Below are 19736 nucleotides of genomic sequence, written 5' to 3'. Positions count from 1 at the left end.
CAAAAAGAGATGCTCTACGACCTGTTTTTTGTAATATTCTCCGTTTTTTATCTCCCGTATTTTTTGCTCTCAGGCAAATGGCGGAGTTTCAGCAGCCAGCGGCTCGGGATCTTCGACAGCGAAACACTTTCAAAGATAAAAGACTCCGGGGCGGTCTGGCTGCATGCCGTCTCGGTGGGCGAAGTGATGGCGAGCGTCCCGCTTTATGAGGAACTGAGAAGGAACCTCCCGGGCGGCAAGATAATCGTCTCGACAGTCACCGCTACCGGCAATAAGATAGCCCGCGAGAAATTCAAAGATGCCGTCGCTATAATATACCTGCCTCTCGACCTGAGCGGCATAACGGACAGGGTCGTAAAGCTGGTAAGGCCGGAGATCGCCCTCATCGCCGAGACCGAGATATGGCCGAACCTGATAGCTTCTTTGAAAAAAAACGGCGCGAAAATAGCGATATTCAACGGCAGGGTCTCGCCCGGCTCGTTCAGGAATTACGGCATGGTAAGGCCGCTGCTTAAAGATGTCCTGCAAAAGATAGACCTTTTCCTTATGCAGTCCGGGGCCGACGCCGAAAAGATCATCTCCCTCGGGGCGCCGAAAGAGAGAGTGAAGGCTACGGGGAACCTGAAATATGACGCGGCCCTGATGAAGAGCCCCGGCGATCCCCCGGATATCTTAAGGAAAAAGCTGGGGCTGGGGGCCGGAGAGAAATTATTGGTCGCGGGTTCGACCAACCCCGGAGAGGAAGAGAAGATATTGCGCTGCTATAAAGAACTCTCTGAGGAATTTCCCGAGTTGAGGCTGCTCATCGCGCCGAGGCATACGGACAGGACCGGCAGCGTGGCCGGCCTTGTAAGGGGATCAGGATTGACCCCGCGGCTCGTTTCAGGACCGGAGACGGGGGCGCTTGGGGAGAAAGAGGTGCTGATATTGGACGTGATGGGCAGGCTCTCCCATCTCTACGCCGCCGCCGATATCGTCTTCATCGGAGGGAGCCTGATAAATAAAGGCGGGCAGAACCCCCTCGAGGCCGCGTACCATTCGAAGGTAGTGCTATTCGGCCCGTATACGCATAATTTTGAGGAGATAACGAACGACCTCATCTCGGCGAGAGGGGCAGTGAAGGTCGGGGACGAAGCCGAGCTAGTCGCCTCGCTGCGCGTCCTGCTCGAGAACGATGCCGAGCGGCGCAAGATGGGCGAGAACGCGAGGCGGACGCTGGAGTCTAAGGCCGGCGCCGCTAAAAAAGATTTCTATCTTATCAAACCGTTTCTTGGAAGAATATGAGCGAGAAGATCAGGCGGTATTTTTATTCGTTGATGACCGATGAGGCGCAAGGCCCCGCAGCCGCGGCCCTCAAGCTGCTCCTTTATGGGCTGTCATTTGACTACGTCTCTGTTTTAGCGGTCACGAGATTTCTTTTGAAGAGGGGGATCGTCAGGTCTTATCGTCCCAAATGCAGGGTAATAAGCGTCGGGAATATAACGCTGGGAGGGACAGGCAAGACCCCTTTGACCGCGGAGATCGCGCGTAGATTCAGGGAAAAAGGGAAGAAGGTCGTGATACTGACGCGAGGTTACATGAAGGACAGGGATACGGGCATTGCCGACGAAGCCGAGGTCTTCAAGAGCTCGCTTGACGGGGTCCCGGTCCTCGTGGGGCGCGACAGGATAGCGTCCGCAAAAGAGGCCGAGGAGAAATACGCGCCGGATATTATATTGCTTGACGACGGTTTCCAGCACCTGAGGCTCAAGAGGGACGTCGATGTGGTCGCGGTCAGTTCGGACAACCCTTTCGGCAACGGGAAATTGATCCCGAGGGGCATACTCAGGGAGCCGGTCTCGGCGCTTAAGAGGGCCCATATCATCGTAGTGACCAAGGTCCTCCCGGAAGAGGCGAGCCAGGGCAGGGCGGAGATATTGAAAGACAGAATAAGGGATGTCAATCCCGATGCGGCGATATTTAACGCCTCATACGAGCCGCGGCGCCTTTATGACGCGATGGGGGGCGCCGATGCCCCGATCGATTGCCTGAATAACAAGTCGGTCGCGCTCTTATGCGCGATAGGCGACCCGGCTTCTTTTGAGGATAGCGTGGTCTCGCTCGGGGCGAATATCGCCGCGGCGTATTTTTTCATGGACCACCATATCTATTCTTCGCGCGAGATCGGCAGGATCGCCGCTGAGTGCAAGGGCAAGGGAATAGATACGATTGTAACGACCGAGAAAGACCTGCCGCGCATAAAACAGGCCGGCGCGGCGGATCCCGGTTTGGGCGTGAAGATGCTGGCGCTGGCGGTGGAAATAAAAATAAATGACGAGGAGCACTTTTTTGGCGGACTGGATCCTATATTTATTCGTAAGGCTTGAGGCGTTCGTATTCCGCCTGCTTCCGCTTAAGCTTTCACTCTGGATAGCAAGGCGGTTCGGGAGCCTCATATATTATACGATGGGCAGGCGCAAGACCGTAGCTTACGCCAACCTGCGCGCCGCGTTCAGGGGCAGGTATACGCCTTCGCAGGCGAACCGCATAATAAAAGAAATATACCAGAACCTAGCGCAGTCCTATATAGAACTCCTGAAGTTCCCGCAGTTCGATGAGGATTACGTTAGCAAATACATCAGAGTGGAAGGCCTCGATAAGGTAAGGAGCGCGGCAAAGGAGGAAGACAGGGGCGTCATCTTCCTCACCGCCCATTTCGGCAACTGGGAACTGTGTTCCTTGACTGGTTCTACCTTTGGATTCAAGATGAACGTCCTTGTCCGTTTCCAAAAACTTAAGAGGCTCAACGATTACCTGAATAAGATGCGCGGTTCGAAAGGCGCGAACGTCATATTCAAGGACGACGCGATAGAAGAGATAACTGACGCCTTGAGGAGGAAGGAAACGGTCGGGATATTGTCCGACCAGGACGGCGGAAAACGCGGGGAATTCGTGGATTTTCTCGGGCGGCCCGCATCCACGCCTAAGGGAGCGGCTAATTTTTCCCTGAGGACCGGAGCCTTGATATTCCCGGTCGTCATAATACGGCAGAAAGGCCCGTATCATACGGTCATGATCGAGGACGATATCTCTGTCCTCCAGTCGGAAGATATAAAGAAGGATATACACGAGATACTCCAGAGGTTCACGGATAAGCTCGCGGGCTATATTGAGAAATACCCCGGGCAATGGCTATGGCTGCACAAGCGCTGGAAATCAACCCCGGCCAGGTATGTCCTCGTGTTAAGCGACGGGAGGGCTGGCCATTTCAAGCAATCCCGCGCCCTCGCCAATACGATCAGGAAAGCCCGCGTGGAAAGAGGTTTCTCCGCGGAAGACACGGTGATAGAGACGCTCGAGGTCAAATTCAGGAGCGGTCTCGCGAGGACGGTCTTCGACATAGGTTCACTCCTTGGCATGGGCCTTCACAGCCTCTCGTTCTGTTTCCCGGAAGAAGTTTATGCCAACCTGAGGGCCGCCTATGCCGATTATGTGGTATCATGCGGCGCATCGCTCGCCGGCGTTAACCTCGCTTTCAAGAGAGAGCTCGGCTCAAAGGCCGTGGTCATCATGAAGCCGAATATGTACAACATAAAGGATTTTAGCCTCAGCGTTATCCCGGTCCACGACAAAGCCGGGGATTCCGGTAATGCCGTCTTCACCAAGGGGGCGGTGACCGACCTTGATAAAAATTCCCTGCGCGAATACGGCGAGAAACTGAAAAGACATGCCGTCGTGAGCAGGGGCAGGATCATCGGCGTGCTGCTGGGCGGAGATTCCAAGTCTTACGCGTTCGAGAAAGAATTGGCGGTAGAGGTGGTAGACCGGGTCATGGAGGCAGCCGGAGATATCGACGCCGACGTGCTCATCACGACCTCGAGGAGGACTCCGAGGGCGGTCGAATTCGCGCTGAAGGAACGTTACGGCAAATCGGAAAGGGTCAAACTCCTCCTGATCGCGAACGATAATAATTTCGAAGGGGCGGTGGAAGGGATCCTCGCGCTGTCGGATGTGATCGTCGTTTCCGGCGAATCGGTCGCGATGGTGACCGAAGCCGTGAGTTCCGGGAAACCCGTAGCGGTATTCATGCCGCAAAAAATAAATAAATTTTCGGGGACGAAACAGGAAGTTTCCGTACGCAACCTGGAAAAAGAAGGGCTGCTCGCGGTGTCGGCCCCGGCGGATATAAGCGGCGATATCAAACACCTGATAAACCACAAGCAGGCCGATATATTAAGCGGGGACATGGAGGCTATCCGGGCGGGGCTCGATAAGATACTATGAAGATAATCCATATAGTACCGAGGTTGAATTCGGGCGGAGTTGAGATTGGGGTGCTCAATTTCTGCCTTAGGATGGTCAAGCTCGGCCATAATATAACCGTCATATCCAACGGCGGGGAGATGGTAAAGCACCTTGAGGCGAACGGGATAAAACATTACAGCCTTCCCGTCCACAGCAAGAACCCGCTTACCGTCCTCAGGATGATACCCGCGGTCAAAAGGATATTGAGGCAGGAGAAGGCGGATGTCCTTAACGCGGAGAGCAGGGTCCCGGCCATAATAGGCTATTATGCCGCGCGGGGCGCCGGCGTCGCGTTCATCACCACCTGCCACGCCCATTACTCGAAGAAATTTTTAAGTTTCAGCAAGGTAATGGGATGGGGCAAGCTCGTCATCGCGGTGAGCCAGGTGGTAGCCAAGCACATGATGGATAATTTCAAGGTCCCGTTCCGCAGGATAAGGCTGGTCTACAGGGGCGTGGACGTGGAAAAATTCAAATACAGGGAGCCGGACGAATCGGTAAAACATGAATATACGATAGGGATAATAGGCAGGCTCTCGCCGATAAAAGGCCATAAATATTTCATACGGGCGGTATCTAAAGTTGTGAGGTACATCCCCCGCATCAAGGTCGTCATCGTGGGAGATGCCCCGCCGGAGAAGGAGAGATATAAGCAGGAGCTCGAGAGCCTGGTGAACAGGCTCGGGCTTTCCAGGTATGTCGAATTCCTCGGCGCGAGGAGCGATATCCCGGATATACTCGCGAGGCTCGACCTCCTCGTCATGGCGAGCGTAGTGCCGGAGGGGTTCGGGATGGTGATAATAGAGGCGTTCGCCTCAGGCGTGCCGGTCGTGGCGACCGGCGTAGGCGGCGTTATGGAGATAATGAGGGACGGCGAGAACGGGCTTATCGTCCCGCCGGAAGACCCGCAGCCTATGGCAGAGGCGATCGTGAGACTGCTCAAGGACCGGAAATTCGCCAGGGAGGTCACGCAGCGCGCCAGGAAAGACGTCGAGGAGAAGTTCAACCTTGACAGGCTGGTGACCGAGACGCTTAGGGTATACGATGAGGCGCTAGGGGTAAAGAGGATACTTATAATGAAAATAAGCGCTGTCGGCGACTGCGTCCTCGCCACGCCTTCGATCCGCGCGATCCGCCAGAAATATCCGAAGGCGTATATAGCCCTGCTGATAGGCAGGGTCGAGAGCCAGGCGCTTAAAGGATGCCCTTATATAGACGAGACGATAATATATGACAGGGAAGGCAGGGATAAGGGATGGCTCAGGTTCTTCGAATTGGCGGCCGAGATCAGGAGGTACGGGTTCGAGGAAGTGGTCGATCTCCAGAATAGCTCCAAGAGCCACCTGTTCGCTTTCCTGAGCGCGGCCCCGCGCAGGTACGGCTACAGGAAAGGTAAATACTGGTTCCTGCTTAACAGGACCATAAGGGACGCCAAAGGGCCGCTCCCGCCGGTGGACCACCAGTTCGGGGTCCTGTCGATGATGGGCATAGAGGGCGCGTCGAAGAAACTTGAGCTCTGGCCCTCGGCCTCGGATACGGAAAATATAAAAAAGATGCTTGAGGCGGAGTGGGTAGGAGAGAACCAGACGCTTGTCGGAATAAATCCGTCCGCGAGCCCGCGCTGGGCCACAAAAAAATGGCCCTCCGAGAATTTCGCGAGGCTTTGCGACCTGTTAGGCGAGCGCGAGATAAGGGCTGTCCTTATAGGCGGCAGGTCGGAAACCGATGCGAACACGAGCGACGAGATATTATCACTGGCGAGGTCCAAGCCGATAAACCTGGTCGGGAAGACATCTCTTCCCGAACTCGCGGCGCTTATGAAAAGGTTTAAATGCCTCGTGACAAGCGACAGCGCGCCGATGCATATTGCCGCGGCTATGGCCGTGCCATTTGTCGCGCTCTTCGGCCCTACGGACCCGGATCGCCACCTGCCGCCTTCGGAAAATTGCGCGGTAGTGATAAGGGACCTGAAATGTTCGCCGTGCTATAAGCCGGTCTGTTCGGATATAAGATGCATGAGGGAGATCACCGTGGAAGACGTCTTAAAAGCGATCGACGGGGTGATGTTGCCGAAATGAGGATATTACTTTTAACAAGCAACCTGCGTGTAGGAGGCATCGAGAGGTACACCGTTACCCTGGCTAATGCCCTGCAACTTATGGGACATTCAGTCTTCGTGGCTTCGGCGGGAGGGGAACTGGAGAAACAACTCTTACCGGAAGTAAAGGCGGTGAAGGTCCCGTTAGGGACGAAATCGATCGCCAGCCCGAAGATAACCGCGACCGTATTCAGGTTATGGGAATTGGTGAAGGAGGAGAAGATAGAGATAATACATGCCCAGACGAGGGTCGCGCAGTTCGCCGCGTGCATGCTCTCCAGTATGACCAAGGTCCCTTATGTCGCGACATGGCACGGTTTTTACAAGCCTCATTTTTTCAGGAAGGTCCTGCCGTGCTGGGGAGAGATGACGATAGCCATTAGTATGTCGGTCGTCGGCCACCTGAAAAATGATTTCAACAGGGACGAGAAGAAGATCCGGTTGATATACAACGGGCTGGATACCTCAAGGTTTGAGCATGTATATAAAGAGCAGGAAAAACGGGAAATAAGGAAAAGATATAAATTGAACGGGGGGCCGGTTATCGGTATAATAGCGAGGCTTTCGGAAGAGAAGGGCCATATGATCCTCCTCGAGGCGTTCAAGGCGCTGCTCGACGACGTCCCGGGCGCGCAATTATTGATAATCGGAAGCGGAAGGATAGAGGATAAGATCAAGGCCAGGGTCTCGGAGCTTGGTATCGCGGACAATGTGCGTTTTGTCGGGAACACCCTGGATACCCACGATCTCCTCTCCGTGATGGATGTGTTCGTAAGGCCCAGCACAAGCGAAGGGTTCGGCCTGTCCATCGTAGAGGCTATGTTGATGGACGTCCCGGTCGTTTCATCCGATGTGGGAGATTTCAGGGCGATGCAGAAAGACGCGGAGATAGGGGTTTTGGCCGACCCGCTGGACAGCCGGAAACTCAAAGAGGCTATCAAGAAAATTTTAATCGACCGGGAATTCGCCGTAAAGATAAGCGCCGCCGCGAAAAAATACGCCAAGGCGCATTTTACGGCGGATAAGATGGCCCGGCAGGTGGAAAAAGTATACAGAGAGGTGATAGATGGCTCTAAGTAATCCGAAAAAAATAATTATAGCCCTTGTTTTGGCCGCGGCCGCGGCGCTCTATTTCGGCGGGCGCAATTTTCTCGAGAAGTGTTATTACCCGCCCATACTCATGTACCACTCGGTCGACGACCATGGCGCTAAACTTAAGTTGAGCGTCCCGGTAAAGGAGTTCCGCGCCCAGATGAAATACCTCAGGGACAGGAAATATGACATCGTTTCGTCCGCGCAGCTCGCCGATATGATAAGGAGCGGGAAAAATATGCCGCGCAATATCGTTGCGGTGACCTTCGATGACGGCTACCTGGATAATTACGTGAACGCTTTTCCTGTATTCAAGGAGTATAAGATCCCGGCTACCATCTTCGTCATCTCCGGTTCTATAGGGAAGCCGGATTTCGTTAATGCCGCGCAGATGAAAGAGATGTCTGACGCGGGCATCGATATTGAGAGCCATTCGGTCACGCATCCGTTTATCGAAGGGACCACTAAAGAGGGGTTCAGGAGGGAAGTAGTCGAATCCAAGAAGGCGATAGAGGCCATCACAGGGAAACCGGTCTACGCCTTTTGTTTCCCTTACGGCGGGTTTAACGATTATACGAGGGACATACTCAGGGACGCGGGATACAAGGCGGGTTTCGTGACCATGCCGCGTGACAACTCTATAGCTTTGGACGCCTACCGGTTGAAACGCGTAAAGATCGCTTCCGGCCCGTTCAGCTCGTTGGATTTCAGGTTAAAGACATCGGGATATTACATGTGGTTTAAGGCGCACAGATGGAAAAAGAAAAAATCGACAGAATACTGATAGTCAATGTGAACTGGATAGGGGACGTCCTCTTCTCGACGCCGGCCATCAGGGCGCTCAGGAAGCATTTTCCCGGGGCCCACATAGCGTGCATGGTCGTGCCCCGCTGCGAAGAGATCCTCGAGCTAAACCCGCACCTGAACGAACTGATAATATACGACGAAAAGGGCAGGAATAAAGGGCTGATCGGCAAGCTCAAGCTTATTTCGGAGTTAAGGTCGCGCCGTTTCGACTGCGTCTTCCTCTTCCACAGGTCGCTTACGCGGACGCTCATGGTCGCGCTCTCCGGGATCAGGGAGCGGGTAGGCATAGACAACCCGAAAAGGGGTTTTCTCCTTACGAAGAAGATAAAGCCCCAGCCGCCGGATATCCATAAGGTCGAGCAGTTCCTTAATATCGTAAAGGTCATAACGGGTGAAGACGACGGGAAGAGCATGGAATTATTCACCGGCAAGGAAGACGAAGCCTTCGCCGGCGAGTTCTTGCAGTCGCACGGCATAGGCGAGGGCGACAGGTTCATCATATTGAACCCCGGCGGGAACTGGGACCCCAAGCGCTGGCCGGCCGTGGATTTTTCCGGACTGGGCGACAGGTTAAACGAAAAATATAAGGTTCCCATTATCATTACCGGGGCGCAAAAGGACGTTGAGTTGTCTAATAAGATATCCGGCATGATGAAGCATAAGCCCGTCATCGCCGCCGGCGAGACTACTATAAGGCAGCTGGCCGCGATAATGAAACGCGCTTCCCTTGTCATCTCCAATGATTCGGGCCCTATGCATATAGCGGTGAGCCAGGGCGCCAGGACGATAGCGATATTCGGCCCCACCGACCCCAAGATCACCGGGCCGTACGGGGAGGGAATATATGCGGTCATTCAGAAGGATTCGGGAAAGCCCGGATGCAAGACACCTTGTTATGACCTTAAGTGCGAAGAAGCTCTTTGCATGAAGGCCGTTACCGTGGAAGATGTTATGCTCGAGGCGGAAAAGCTCCTCAAATGGAAAACATAAAGAAGATACTCGTCGTGACGTTAAGCAATATCGGCGACGTCGTCCTGACGTTCCCGGTCATCGGCGCGCTGCGGGAAAATTTCAAGGACGCGGCGATAGATGTTGTGGCAGGGCCCCGCGCCGCGGAGTTATTCGAGGGCGATCCGCGCATAGGGAAGATGTATGTCTACCGCAACTCCGAGCCGCCGGTTTCCAAGATAAAGCTTCTGGCCCGCCTCAGGCGCAACAGGTACGACCTTCTTATCGACCTGCGCAGCAGCCTGTTCGGCCTTTTCGTGGGCGCCCGGTTTTGCAATAAACATGTGAAAGGCCGGGCAGGGGAAGTATGCCATAAGATAGACGAGCATCTGGCGAAGATCAGGGAATTCGGTATCACAGCCGCCGGCGGGCCGTATCCCGTATGGATAGGCAGGGACGACTCCGAAAGGGCTTCGAGGCTGTTGACCGCAAAAGGGATACTCAGCGACGATAAATATATATGCGTGAGCCCGGGCGCGAAGAGCCATATAAAGAGATGGAGGGAAGACGGGTTCGCCGGGGCCTGCGATCTGCTCATCGACGCCTTCAAGTTGAAGATAATTTTCGTCGGCGACGATTCCGACAAAGAGATCTGCGAAAGGATACTGGCAAAGATGAGGAATTACGCGGTATCGGTAGCCGGGATGACGGACCTGCGCGAGCTGGTGTGCATCATAAAACGGTCCTCTCTCCTGGTGACCAACGACAGCGCGCCGCTGCATATAGCCGGTTCGATCGGGACGCCGGCGGTCGCGATATTCGGGCCGACAGATCCCGTGAAGTACGGCCCGAGGGCAGGGGCCGGGACCGCGGTATTTAAGGAGCTACATTGTTCGCCGTGCGAGACGGCATTGTGCAGGTATAACCTCGAATGCATGAAGGCGGTGAGCGCCGACGAAGTCTTTGACGCGGCGAAGAAGATACTCGATGAACGCAAATAAAAGAAAATACAGGATACTCATCATCAGGACGGACAGGATAGGCGACGTGCTCCTTTCCACTCCGTCGATAAAGGCCGTGAGGGAGGCGTATCCCAACTCCCATATAGCGTTCATGGCGCGGCCGTATGTGGAGGATATCGTTGACGGGAACCCGTACCTGGACGAGGTCATACTCTACGACAAGGATAATAAGCATAACGGGTTCTTCGGCAGCCTCAAGTTCATACTTGAGTTGAGGAGGAAAGGTTTCAACCTCGCGATAATCCTGCACCCGACCCTCAGGTCTAACCTCATACCTTTCCTGGCGGGCATACCGGAACGCGCCGGTTATGACAAGAGGTGGGGTTTTTTACTGACGAAGCGGCTTAAGGACACGAAGCACCTGGGCGAGAAGCACGAGATAGATTATAATTTCGATGTCCTGCGCGCGATCGGCATAGCCGCGAAAGACAGGACGCTGTATATGCCGGTGAAGCCGGAATATGAAAGGGTTATCGACAGGTTTATGGCGTTGAACGACCTCGGCGGAAAGGATACCATCGTCGCGGTGCATCCGGGCGCGAGCTGCCGGTCGAAACGCTGGGCGGCATACAGGTTCGGGCGCGTGGCCGACGAGCTTATCGACAAGCACAACGTTAAGATAGTGATAATCGGAGGGCCGTCGGATGTCAACACCGTAAAGGAGGTCGAGACAGGGATGCTCCACAAGCCCCTGGTCCTATCCGAAGAGCATTCGCTCGGCGAAGTCGCCGCGCTGCTCAAGAAGTGCAAGCTCCTTATCTCCAACGATTCCGGCCCGGTCCATATCGCTGTTGCCGTAGGCACGCCCGTGGTCTCGATCTTCGGCCGCCTCGATCCCGGCCTCTCGCCGCAGAGGTGGGGCCCGGTCGGACCGGACGACATCGTCATCCACAAGGATGTAGGGTGCGAGGAATGCCTCGCGCACAACTGCAAGCTCAGCTTCAAATGCCTCGACGCCATCACGGTCGAGGAAGTCTTGACCGCCGCCGAAAGCCTCCTCACTAAGACCTGATATCTTTCCCGCATAAACCGCTGAGATCCAAGGATAGGAATTGACATCGGGGCAGGTTGGTGGTAAACTTTGGAAGAACAAGGGGTTATCAATAATGAAATTCCTGGTTACCGGAGCCGCCGGATTGATCGGCTCCAACCTCGCTTTAGAGCTCCAAAAACACGGCAAAGTCACCGCCTTGGACGACCTTTCGGAGGGAAAGAGGGAGAACCTCGCCCGCTACAAGGGCGATTTCATGCACGCCGACATCCGCAACGCGAATTACCCTAAATTCCTCAAAGAATGCGACGCGATATTCCATGAGGCCGCGATAACCGACACTACCGTGACCGACAGGAACCTGATGTTCTCGGTGAACGTTGACGCCTTCAAGCGCCTCCTCATATACGCGAAATCCATCGGCTGCAAAAAGATAGTCTATGCCTCGAGCGCCGCGACTTACGGGAAAGGGAAAGTCCCGATGAAGGAGACCGACAGGCCCGCGCCGGCGAACATATACGGCGAGAGCAAGGTCAGGATGGAACAGGCCGCGAAGGCCTTCGTGAAGGAGAACCCGGATTTCTCGGTCATCGGCCTGCGCTATTTCAACGTATACGGCCCGGGCGAGACGCACAAGAAAAAGGCGGCGAGCATGATATACCAGCTCTACCTGCAGATGGCGGCCGGGAAGAACCCGAGGATATTCAAGTGGGGCGAGCAGTACCGCGATTTCGTATACGTCAAAGACATCGTCGGCGCGAATTTGAAAGCCTTAAAATACGATAAGAGCGGCGTATTTAACGCCGGGACCGGAGAGCCGAATACTTTCAATAAGGTGATAGAGGTCCTGGATAAGGCGATGAAGAAAGACCTGCAGCCGGAGTATTTCGACAACCCCTACGGTTTTTACCAGGACAGGACGCACGCGGATATGTCCTGGAGCAGGGCCGAGCTTAAATTCATTCCCCAATACGGCATCGAAAAGGGGATAAAAGATTACGTATCCATTCTCAAAAAAAAGAAAAGGCGCTGATATGTTAAAGCACGACGACCTCTCTAAGATAGAGCATACGATATCGAAATTCAAGGGCGTGAAGATATTGGTCATCGGGGACCTGATACTCGACGAGTTCATATGGGGCGATTCATCGAGGATATCGCCCGAGGCGCCGGTGCCTGTCGTCCTGGTAGAGCGCGAGTCGCTTATGCCGGGCGGCGCGGCTAACGTGGCGAACAATATAAGCGCGATAGGGGCGAAGGCGTATCTCGCCGGCGTGATAGGGAAAGACGAGCATGGCCGGCAGCTCGAGACTATCCTGAAGAAGAAGGGCGTAAACCTTGAGGGCATCGTCTCGGACCCCGGCAGGCCAACGACATTGAAGACGAGGGTCGTCGCGCGCCACCAGCAGGTCGTGAGGATAGACCGGGAGAATTCCAGCCATTTAAGCGGGCCGGTCCATAAAGAACTCGCAGATTACATAAAGAAAAAGATAAAAGATGTTGACGGCATAATAATAGAAGATTACGGCAAAGGGGTCATAACCCCGGCCGTCCTGAAAGAAGTGATCCCTCTCGCGAGAAAGCACGGGAAAGTGATAGCCGTCGACCCGAAGGAAGAGCATATTTCATATTACAAAGGGGTGACAGTCATAACCCCCAACCGCAAAGAGGCGGAGGCGATGGGCGGCATAAAGGCGTCGGACGACGCGTCATTGAACAGGCTGGGCCGGTCCCTCCTGCAGAGGTTAAAACTGCAGGCTGCGCTCATCACATTGGGCGAGCAAGGAATGCGGCTCTTTGAGCGCGGAGGCAGGATAACACATATCCCGACAGTCGCGCAGGAGGTATTCGACGTATCAGGCGCCGGGGATACGGTGATCGCGGTCTTCGCGGCGGCCTTATGCGCCGGGGCGAAGATGATAGAGTCCGCGCATATCTCCAATTTCGCCGGAGGTATAGTAGTCGGGAAGGTCGGTGTCGCGACGACATCGCAGAATGAATTGAAAGCGCGCATAAAAGACCACCATTGGCAGGCTTAGGAATGGACGCTATCGGCATAATACCGGCGAGATACGGTTCTACCAGGTTCGAGGGCAAGGTCCTCGCCGACCTCATGGGCAAACCGGTGATACAGCATGTTTGGGAGAACGCGAGGAGAGCTTCCACACTCGACGACCTGATAGTGGCGACCGACGAGGAGAAGGTAAAAGAAGAAGTGGAGCGTTTCGGGGGAAAGGTAGTGCTTACCTCAAAGGAGCATAAGACAGGGACAGACAGGTTAAGGGAGGTCGTTAACCCGATCGATACCAAAGTCGTCGTGAACATCCAGGCCGACGAGCCGCTCCTGCATCCGTCGATGATAGACGATATCGTCAGGCCGCTCCTCGAGGACAAGAGCATCTCGATGACGACGCTTAAGAAGAAGATAACCGATCCCGAGGACCTCAGGAATCCCAACGTGGTAAAAGTGGTCACCGATAAGAACGGCTACGCGATGTATTTCTCGCGTTCGCCGATCCCGTTCCCGCGTTTCCACGACGGCGTCGTCTTTTACAAGCACATCGGGCTTTACGGTTTCACAAAAGAATTTCTTTTCACGTTCACTACCCTTCCTGTTTCGGCCCTGGAGAACATAGAGGGGCTGGAGCAGTTGCGCGTCCTCGAGAACGGCTACAAGATAAAGGTCGCCGAGACGCAGTTCGACACCATAGGCATCGACACGCCGGAAGACCTCGAGCGCGCGAAAGAAGTATTGATATCGAGGAGTAAATGACAAAATACATATTCATAACCGGAGGGGTTGTTTCCAGCCTGGGTAAAGGCATCGCTTCCGCCTCGATAGGAAAGCTTCTTGAGTCGAAAGGGCTGAAGATAACTATACAGAAACTTGACCCTTACATTAACGTCGACCCCGGCACGATGAACCCGTTCCAGCACGGCGAGGTCTATGTGACCGATGACGGCGCCGAGACCGACCTCGACCTCGGCCATTATGAAAGGTTCACTTCCATAGTGACGGGGAAGGATAATAATGTGACGACCGGAAAGATATATAATTCGGTCATCACCAAGGAGCGTCGCGGCGATTATCTCGGCGGGACGGTCCAGGTCGTCCCGCACATCACCAACGAGATCAAGGATTCGATAAAGAGGGTCGGCAGGGGCAAGGGCATAGATGTTGTCATATGCGAGATAGGCGGCACCGTGGGAGACATAGAGTCACTTCCTTTCCTTGAGGCGATAAGGCAGCTTAGGCTCGAGAAAGGCCGCGGCAATGTCCTGAACATACACCTGACCCTCGTCCCTTATATTAAGGCCGCCGGAGAACTCAAGACAAAACCCACCCAGCATTCGGTCCAGAAACTCCGCGAGATCGGCATCCAGGCGGACCTGCTTCTTTGCAGGACAGAGAAGTCGCTCTCGAAAAAATTGAAAGAAAAGATCGCCCTCTTCTGCAACGTGGACGAGGACGCCGTATTCGAGGCGAAAGACGTCAAGGATATCTATGAGGTCCCGCTTATGCTCAAGGATCAGGGCCTCGACAAGAAGATCGTCAAGCTTCTCGGCCTGCATTGCCGCGACAAGGGATTGAAAGACTGGGTTGAGAAGGTCATAAAGCCCGCCCTGAACCCGTCGAAGCATACCACTATCGCGGTGGTGGGAAAATATATTGAACTGCAGGACGCTTACAAATCCATCTACGAGTCGCTGCGCCACGGCGGGATCGCCAATAACGCGCGCGTCGATATAAAAAGGGTCGAGTCCGAGAACCTTGAGAGATACGGCGCAGAGAAACTCCTCGGCGGCGTAGACGGTATACTTGTCCCCGGCGGGTTCGGGACGAGGGGGATAGAAGGCAAGATCAGGGCGGTGAGGTTCGCGCGCGAGAATAATATCCCGTTCTTCGGGATATGCCTCGGGATGCAGTGTGCGACGATAGAATTCGCCCGCAACGTATGCGGCCTTGATAAAGCGAACTCCACCGAGTTCGACAAGAATACCCCGCATCCGGCGATAAGCCTCCTGGAGGAGCAGCGGAAAGTGACGCAGATGGGCGGGACGATGCGGCTCGGGAAATTCCCCTGCAGGATCAGGAAGAACACGAAGACCTACGAGGCGTATAAAAAGCCTCTTGTATACGAAAGGCACCGCCACAGGTATGAATTCAACAACAAATACCAGGACGCGATGGCGAAATGCGGGCTTATAGTGACTGGCGTCTTCCCTAAGGCAAGGCTTGTGGAGATCGTCGAGCTGCAGGGGCACCCGTGGTTCATAGGATGCCAGTTCCATCCCGAGTTCAAATCGAAGCCGGATAATTGCCAGCCGCTCTTCAGGGAATTTGTCCGGGCCTCGATAGAGTCCGGATCAAAAAGGGGCGATAGACAATGACAAAGACCGTATCGGCAGGCAGGATAAGGATAGGCGGCAGGGGGCCGCTCGTTTTAATAGCGGGCCCTTGCGTCATCGAGAGCGAACGATCGGCCGTGCGCCACGCGAAGGCGATAAAAGCGATAGCTGAGCGCCTCGATGTCCCGTACATATATAAGTCGAGCTACGATAAGGCGAACAGGACGTCGATGAGGTCGTACCGCGGCCCGGGGATCAAAAAGGGGATACGGATCCTTAAAAGGGTAAAGGAGGAGACAGGCCTTCCTATACTGAGCGATGTGCATTGCAAGGAGGAACTCGACGCAGCGGCGCGGGTCCTCGATGTCATCCAGATACCGGCGTTCCTTTCCCGCCAGACCGATTTCATAATCGCGGCAGCCAAGACCAAAAAAACGATAAATATAAAAAAGGGCCAGTTCATGGCGCCGTGGGACGTAGGATTTGCGATAGAAAAAGTCGAATCGGCCGGGAACAGGTCCATAATAATCACCGAGAGGGGTGTCAGTTTCGGATACAATAATCTCATAAGCGACATGAGGGCGCTGCCGATCTTGGCCGGGCTGGGTTATCCGGTCGTATACGACGCCACGCATTCGGTCCAATTGCCCGGCGGGATGGGCAAAGCGTCGGGCGGCGAGGGCAGGTTCATCCCGGTCCTGGCGCGCGCGGCGGTCGCCGCGGGATGCGACGGCTTATTCCTCGAGGTCCACGAGGACCCCAGATGCGCCTTATGCGACGGGCCTAATTCGCTGGCGCTTAAAGACCTTGAAGAGTTACTGGTGACCGTAAAAGAGATAGATTCGGCGGTAAGAAGGAAAGGGATATAAGAGATGATGAGGCGGGCTAAGGAGGTCCTTAAGATCGAGGCGGAAGCTATTTTTTCGCTCATAAAGCGGGTCGACGCGAATTTCGAAAAGGCGGTCAAGCTCATGCTTGCCTGCAGGGGAAAGGTGGTCGTTACCGGAATGGGGAAACCCGGTTTTATCAGCGCGAAGATCTCGGCGACATTGTCGTCGACCGGGACGCCCAGCCTCTACCTGCATCCGGCCGACGCGATACACGGCGACCTCGGCAGGGTCACGAAAGACGATGTCGTCCTGGCCATATCAAATTCGGGAGAGACTGAGGAGATTATAAGGCTCCTTCCCACTTTAAAGAAGATCGGCGCGAAGCTCATAGCGATGGTGGGGAATACGGAGTCTTCGCTCGCCAGGTACAGCGATGTCGTGCTTAACGTCGCGGTCAAGAGGGAGGCGTGCCCCCTGAACCTCGCCCCAACCGCGTCGACGACAGCGATGCTCGCGATGGGAGACGCGCTCGCGATAACCCTGCTCGACCGCCGCGGTTTTAAAGAAGAGGATTTCGCGTTCTATCACCCGGGCGGCTCCCTCGGCAAGAGGCTTATCCTGAAAGTCGGGGATATCATGAGGAAAGGCAAGGCAAACCCGGTAGTGAAAGATGACGCGAAGGTAAAGGCCGTCCTCCTTAGAATAACCGAGGCGCGGGCCGGTTCGGCAAGCGTAGTGAACAAGAAAGGCGTCCTAGTCGGCATATTCACCGACGGCGACCTGAGGCGGCACCTTGGAAAAGACGCCGCGCTCCCCCTGAGACAGGTCAGGGAAGTCATGACAAGGAACCCTATAACCATATCGAAAGAGATGCTCGCCGCGGACGCGTTCCGGATCCTGCGCGAGAGGAAGATAGACGAGATACCGGTTGTCGACAATAAGAGGAGGCCTATAGGCCTTGTCGACGTGCAGGATCTCTTGAAGGCGGGGCTTGTTTAGTATGGATATCCGGGAAAGGGCCGCCAAGATAAAGCTGCTTATCCTGGACGTCGACGGGGTCATGACAGACGGCAAGATAATATACGACAACTACGGCGACGAGTTCAAGGCGTTCGACGTTCAGGACGGGTACGGCCTGACCCTCTGGTGGAGGGCCGGCCTGAAGTCCGCGATAGTGACCGCCAAGAAATCCCGCATAGTCTCCCGCAGGGCGAAGGTCTGCCATATCACCAAGGCCTTTATGAACGTGAAAGACAAGGGCGCGGCCTATGAAAAGCTCCTCAGGATATTCAAGATTACCGATGAAGAGGCGTGCTTTATCGGTGACGACCTGATAGATATGCCGATCATGAAGCGCGCCGGCCTCGCCGTCGCGGTCCCTTACAGCAGGCCCGAGGTCAAATCCGCCGCCCATTACACCACGAATGCAGGAAGCGGCCGCGGCGCGATACGCGAGCTTATAGAGATCATCCTCAAGGCCCAGAATAAATGGCCGGAATAGTCCCCAGCCCAAAATACGTTGACAAAAAAATCCCGCTCACGTATACTATTTAATCGGAATAAGTTAACAATTTAAAAAGTCGTAAAAAAGCAGCCCTTCTTACAAGGAGTGGTGATGCCGAAGGGAGAGAAGAAGTCTCTTGGCGAAGCTCTGGTCGAGCGCGGCCTTGTTACTCCGGAGAAGCTCAAGAAGGCTAAGGAGGAGGCCGACAGGACAAAAGAGCCTCTTCGCCGCGTCCTGACAAGGCTCGGCATGGTCGAAGAGGACGCCATCATCTCCTTTTTCGAGCAGCAGCTCGGCATCCCGCGCATAGATTTCTCGAATTATTTCATCGACCCAAAAGTCATCGATATCCTCCCCGAAAATTTCTGCAGAAAGAACATGATCCTTCCTTTATTCAAGATCGGAGGGACCCTTACCATCGCCATGGTAGACCCGCTGGATATCTTTGCCCTGGACGAAGCCCGCCTTAAGGCCAAATGCGAAGTGGAGCCTGTCGTCGTCCCGGAGAAGGAACTTATCGGGGCCTTCGACCAGTATTACGGCGCGCGCGGGACGATGGATGATATCGTAAAATCCGTCGATAAAGATAAATTTCAGATAAAAGAGGGCGCGGAATCCGACCTCAAGGCCCTGCAGGGGCTCGTCGAGGAGGCGCCGATAGTCAAGCTCGTGAATCTCCTGATAAGCGAGGCGATAAAGGCCGGGGCCTCGGATATACACATAGAACCCGACGAGATCTTCCTGGGGACGAGATACAGGGTTGACGGCGTCCTGCACGAGGTCATCTCCCCGCCGAAAGACCTCCAGTCGGCGATAATATCGAGGATAAAGATCCTCTCGGGAATGGATATCGCGGAGAGGAGGGTCCCCCAGGACGGGAGGTTCCAGCTGAAGATCGAGAACCGCCAGATAGACTGCAGGGTCTCGACGATACCTACCGTATACGGCGAGAATGTCGTCATAAGGCTCCTCGACCTGAACAGCATCCTCTTGGGATTGAGCGAACTCGGTTTCTCCCGGGAGATGCTTAACGTATACGAGAAACTTATACGCAGGCCTTACGGCATAATACTCGTGACCGGCCCGACCGGCTCCGGAAAGACGACCACGCTCTATTCCTCGTTAAGCACCATAAATTCCCCGGAAAAGAATATCGTGACGATAGAGGATCCGATCGAATACAGGTTGAAGCTCGTGCGGCAGATGCAGATAAATACGAAGGCCGGGCTCACTTTCGCGAACGGCCTGCGTTCCATCCTCCGGCAGGACCCGGACATCATAATGGTCGGCGAGATCCGCGACCTCGACACCGCCGAGGTGGCGATACAGGCGGCGCTTACCGGCCATCTCGTATTATCCACGCTCCATACCAACGACGCTCCCGGCGCGGTCGCGCGCCTCGTGGACATGGGCGTCGAACCGTTCCTGGTCAGCTCTTCGGTCCTGGCCGTCATAGCCCAGAGGCTCGTCCGCGTCATATGCAAGGATTGCAGGGAGAACTACGTCCCCTCCGCGAAATTATCGGAAGAGGTGGGCCTGTCATCATCGAAACAGGTAAAGTTTTACCGCGGCAGGGGCTGCGACAAGTGCCTGCATACCGGGTATAAAGGCAGGGTCGGCATATTCGAATTGATGCTTCCCGACGACGCCATAAGGGCGCTTACCGTCGCAAAATCCTCTTCCGCGGAGATAAGGAAGGCCGCTATCAAGAACGGAATGAAGACGATGCAGGAGGACGGCATAGAGAAGGTCAAGGCCGGCATAACTACCCTCGAGGAAGTCCTGAGGGTCACCCAACAGGAAGAATAGG

17 protein-coding genes are annotated in these 19736 nt (G+C 54.9%); all 17 read left to right on the top strand.

Annotated features, from left to right (window positions below):
* Window positions 1-9: 9 nt before the first annotated feature.
* On the top strand, window positions 10-1284 hold the full coding sequence (locus WC317_04370; protein ID MFA5339371.1) for a 3-deoxy-D-manno-octulosonic acid transferase: 1275 nt from the start codon (window positions 10-12) through the stop codon (window positions 1282-1284).
* Entirely contained in the window at window positions 1281-2366 is a 1086-nt protein-coding gene (gene lpxK, locus WC317_04365) for a tetraacyldisaccharide 4'-kinase (GenBank protein MFA5339370.1), read from the top strand. Before WC317_04370 ends, lpxK begins: the two co-directional genes overlap by 4 nt.
* The gene (locus WC317_04360) at window positions 2311-4263 is read left to right on the top strand and encodes an ELM1/GtrOC1 family putative glycosyltransferase (GenBank protein ID MFA5339369.1); all 1953 of its coding nucleotides are present in this window, start codon (window positions 2311-2313) and stop codon (window positions 4261-4263) included. The genes lpxK and WC317_04360 overlap by 56 nt, the downstream gene beginning before the upstream one ends.
* Entirely contained in the window at window positions 4260-6362 is a 2103-nt protein-coding gene (gene waaF, locus WC317_04355) for a lipopolysaccharide heptosyltransferase II (protein MFA5339368.1), read from the top strand. The genes WC317_04360 and waaF (WC317_04355) overlap by 4 nt, the downstream gene beginning before the upstream one ends.
* Window positions 6359-7462 carry a glycosyltransferase family 4 protein gene (locus WC317_04350; GenBank protein MFA5339367.1) on the top strand — a complete coding sequence of 368 codons (1104 nt, stop codon included), beginning with the start codon at window positions 6359-6361 and terminating at the stop codon, window positions 7460-7462. The genes waaF (WC317_04355) and WC317_04350 overlap by 4 nt, the downstream gene beginning before the upstream one ends.
* Window positions 7449-8258 carry a polysaccharide deacetylase family protein gene (locus WC317_04345; protein ID MFA5339366.1) on the top strand — a complete coding sequence of 270 codons (810 nt, stop codon included), beginning with the start codon at window positions 7449-7451 and terminating at the stop codon, window positions 8256-8258. The genes WC317_04350 and WC317_04345 overlap by 14 nt, the downstream gene beginning before the upstream one ends.
* Window positions 8228-9271, top strand: a complete 1044-nt coding sequence (locus tag WC317_04340) for a glycosyltransferase family 9 protein (GenBank protein ID MFA5339365.1) — start codon at window positions 8228-8230, stop codon at window positions 9269-9271. The genes WC317_04345 and WC317_04340 overlap by 31 nt, the downstream gene beginning before the upstream one ends.
* On the top strand, window positions 9259-10230 hold the full coding sequence (locus tag WC317_04335) for a glycosyltransferase family 9 protein (GenBank protein ID MFA5339364.1): 972 nt from the start codon (window positions 9259-9261) through the stop codon (window positions 10228-10230). The genes WC317_04340 and WC317_04335 overlap by 13 nt, the downstream gene beginning before the upstream one ends.
* Window positions 10217-11263, top strand: coding sequence for a lipopolysaccharide heptosyltransferase II (gene waaF / locus WC317_04330; GenBank protein ID MFA5339363.1), 1047 nt, complete (start codon window positions 10217-10219; stop codon window positions 11261-11263). Before WC317_04335 ends, waaF (WC317_04330) begins: the two co-directional genes overlap by 14 nt.
* Window positions 11264-11357: 94 nt before the next feature.
* Complete coding sequence (gene rfaD / locus WC317_04325; protein ID MFA5339362.1) at window positions 11358-12275, top strand: ADP-glyceromanno-heptose 6-epimerase; 918 nt, start codon at window positions 11358-11360, stop codon at window positions 12273-12275.
* Between the two features lies 1 nt (window position 12276).
* Entirely contained in the window at window positions 12277-13281 is a 1005-nt protein-coding gene (rfaE1, locus tag WC317_04320; protein MFA5339361.1) for a D-glycero-beta-D-manno-heptose-7-phosphate kinase, read from the top strand.
* A 2-nt stretch (window positions 13282-13283) separates the two neighbouring features.
* Entirely contained in the window at window positions 13284-14015 is a 732-nt protein-coding gene (kdsB, locus tag WC317_04315) for a 3-deoxy-manno-octulosonate cytidylyltransferase (protein MFA5339360.1), read from the top strand.
* Entirely contained in the window at window positions 14012-15634 is a 1623-nt protein-coding gene (locus WC317_04310; protein MFA5339359.1) for a CTP synthase, read from the top strand. The genes kdsB and WC317_04310 overlap by 4 nt, the downstream gene beginning before the upstream one ends.
* A complete protein-coding gene (gene kdsA / locus WC317_04305) occupies window positions 15631-16461 on the top strand; it encodes a 3-deoxy-8-phosphooctulonate synthase (GenBank protein MFA5339358.1) in 831 nt (276 codons plus the stop codon). Before WC317_04310 ends, kdsA begins: the two co-directional genes overlap by 4 nt.
* Window positions 16462-16464: 3 nt before the next feature.
* A complete protein-coding gene (locus WC317_04300; GenBank protein MFA5339357.1) occupies window positions 16465-17421 on the top strand; it encodes a KpsF/GutQ family sugar-phosphate isomerase in 957 nt (318 codons plus the stop codon).
* Between the two features lies 1 nt (window position 17422).
* Window positions 17423-17923 (top strand): HAD-IIIA family hydrolase, encoded by a 501-nt coding sequence (locus WC317_04295; protein MFA5339356.1) that lies wholly within the window; start codon window positions 17423-17425, stop codon window positions 17921-17923.
* 114 nt (window positions 17924-18037) lie between these two features.
* On the top strand, window positions 18038-19735 hold the full coding sequence (gene gspE, locus WC317_04290) for a type II secretion system ATPase GspE (protein MFA5339355.1): 1698 nt from the start codon (window positions 18038-18040) through the stop codon (window positions 19733-19735).
* The last annotated feature ends 1 nt before the right edge of the window (window position 19736 follow it).

This window comes from Candidatus Omnitrophota bacterium (assembly GCA_041653595.1).
Classification (GTDB): Bacteria; Omnitrophota; Gorgyraeia; order Pluralincolimonadales; family Pluralincolimonadaceae; genus Pluralincolimonas.
The sequence above is the reverse complement of the archived record's forward strand: the minus strand, read 5'-3'. Positions and strand labels throughout refer to the sequence as shown.

Excerpts from the sequence above, each read along its gene's own strand:
- WC317_04360 (MFA5339369.1), top strand. The coding sequence starts at position 2,311 with ATGACGAGGAGCACTTTTTTGGCGGACTGGATCCTATATTTATTCGTA.
- WC317_04370 (MFA5339371.1), top strand. The coding sequence starts at position 10 with ATGCTCTACGACCTGTTTTTTGTAATATTCTCCGTTTTTTATCTCCCG.
- WC317_04350 (MFA5339367.1), top strand. The coding sequence starts at position 6,359 with ATGAGGATATTACTTTTAACAAGCAACCTGCGTGTAGGAGGCATCGAG.
- WC317_04310 (MFA5339359.1), top strand. The coding sequence starts at position 14,012 with ATGACAAAATACATATTCATAACCGGAGGGGTTGTTTCCAGCCTGGGT.
- WC317_04335 (MFA5339364.1), top strand. The coding sequence starts at position 9,259 with ATGGAAAACATAAAGAAGATACTCGTCGTGACGTTAAGCAATATCGGC.
- kdsB (MFA5339360.1), top strand. The coding sequence starts at position 13,284 with ATGGACGCTATCGGCATAATACCGGCGAGATACGGTTCTACCAGGTTC.
- rfaE1 (MFA5339361.1), top strand. The coding sequence starts at position 12,277 with ATGTTAAAGCACGACGACCTCTCTAAGATAGAGCATACGATATCGAAA.
- kdsA (MFA5339358.1), top strand. The coding sequence starts at position 15,631 with ATGACAAAGACCGTATCGGCAGGCAGGATAAGGATAGGCGGCAGGGGG.
- rfaD (MFA5339362.1), top strand. The coding sequence starts at position 11,358 with ATGAAATTCCTGGTTACCGGAGCCGCCGGATTGATCGGCTCCAACCTC.
- lpxK (MFA5339370.1), top strand. The coding sequence starts at position 1,281 with ATGAGCGAGAAGATCAGGCGGTATTTTTATTCGTTGATGACCGATGAG.
- waaF (MFA5339363.1), top strand. The coding sequence starts at position 10,217 with ATGAACGCAAATAAAAGAAAATACAGGATACTCATCATCAGGACGGAC.
- waaF (MFA5339368.1), top strand. The coding sequence starts at position 4,260 with ATGAAGATAATCCATATAGTACCGAGGTTGAATTCGGGCGGAGTTGAG.
- gspE (MFA5339355.1), top strand. The coding sequence starts at position 18,038 with ATGCCGAAGGGAGAGAAGAAGTCTCTTGGCGAAGCTCTGGTCGAGCGC.
- WC317_04340 (MFA5339365.1), top strand. The coding sequence starts at position 8,228 with ATGGAAAAAGAAAAAATCGACAGAATACTGATAGTCAATGTGAACTGG.
- WC317_04345 (MFA5339366.1), top strand. The coding sequence starts at position 7,449 with ATGGCTCTAAGTAATCCGAAAAAAATAATTATAGCCCTTGTTTTGGCC.
- WC317_04295 (MFA5339356.1), top strand. The coding sequence starts at position 17,423 with ATGGATATCCGGGAAAGGGCCGCCAAGATAAAGCTGCTTATCCTGGAC.
- WC317_04300 (MFA5339357.1), top strand. The coding sequence starts at position 16,465 with ATGATGAGGCGGGCTAAGGAGGTCCTTAAGATCGAGGCGGAAGCTATT.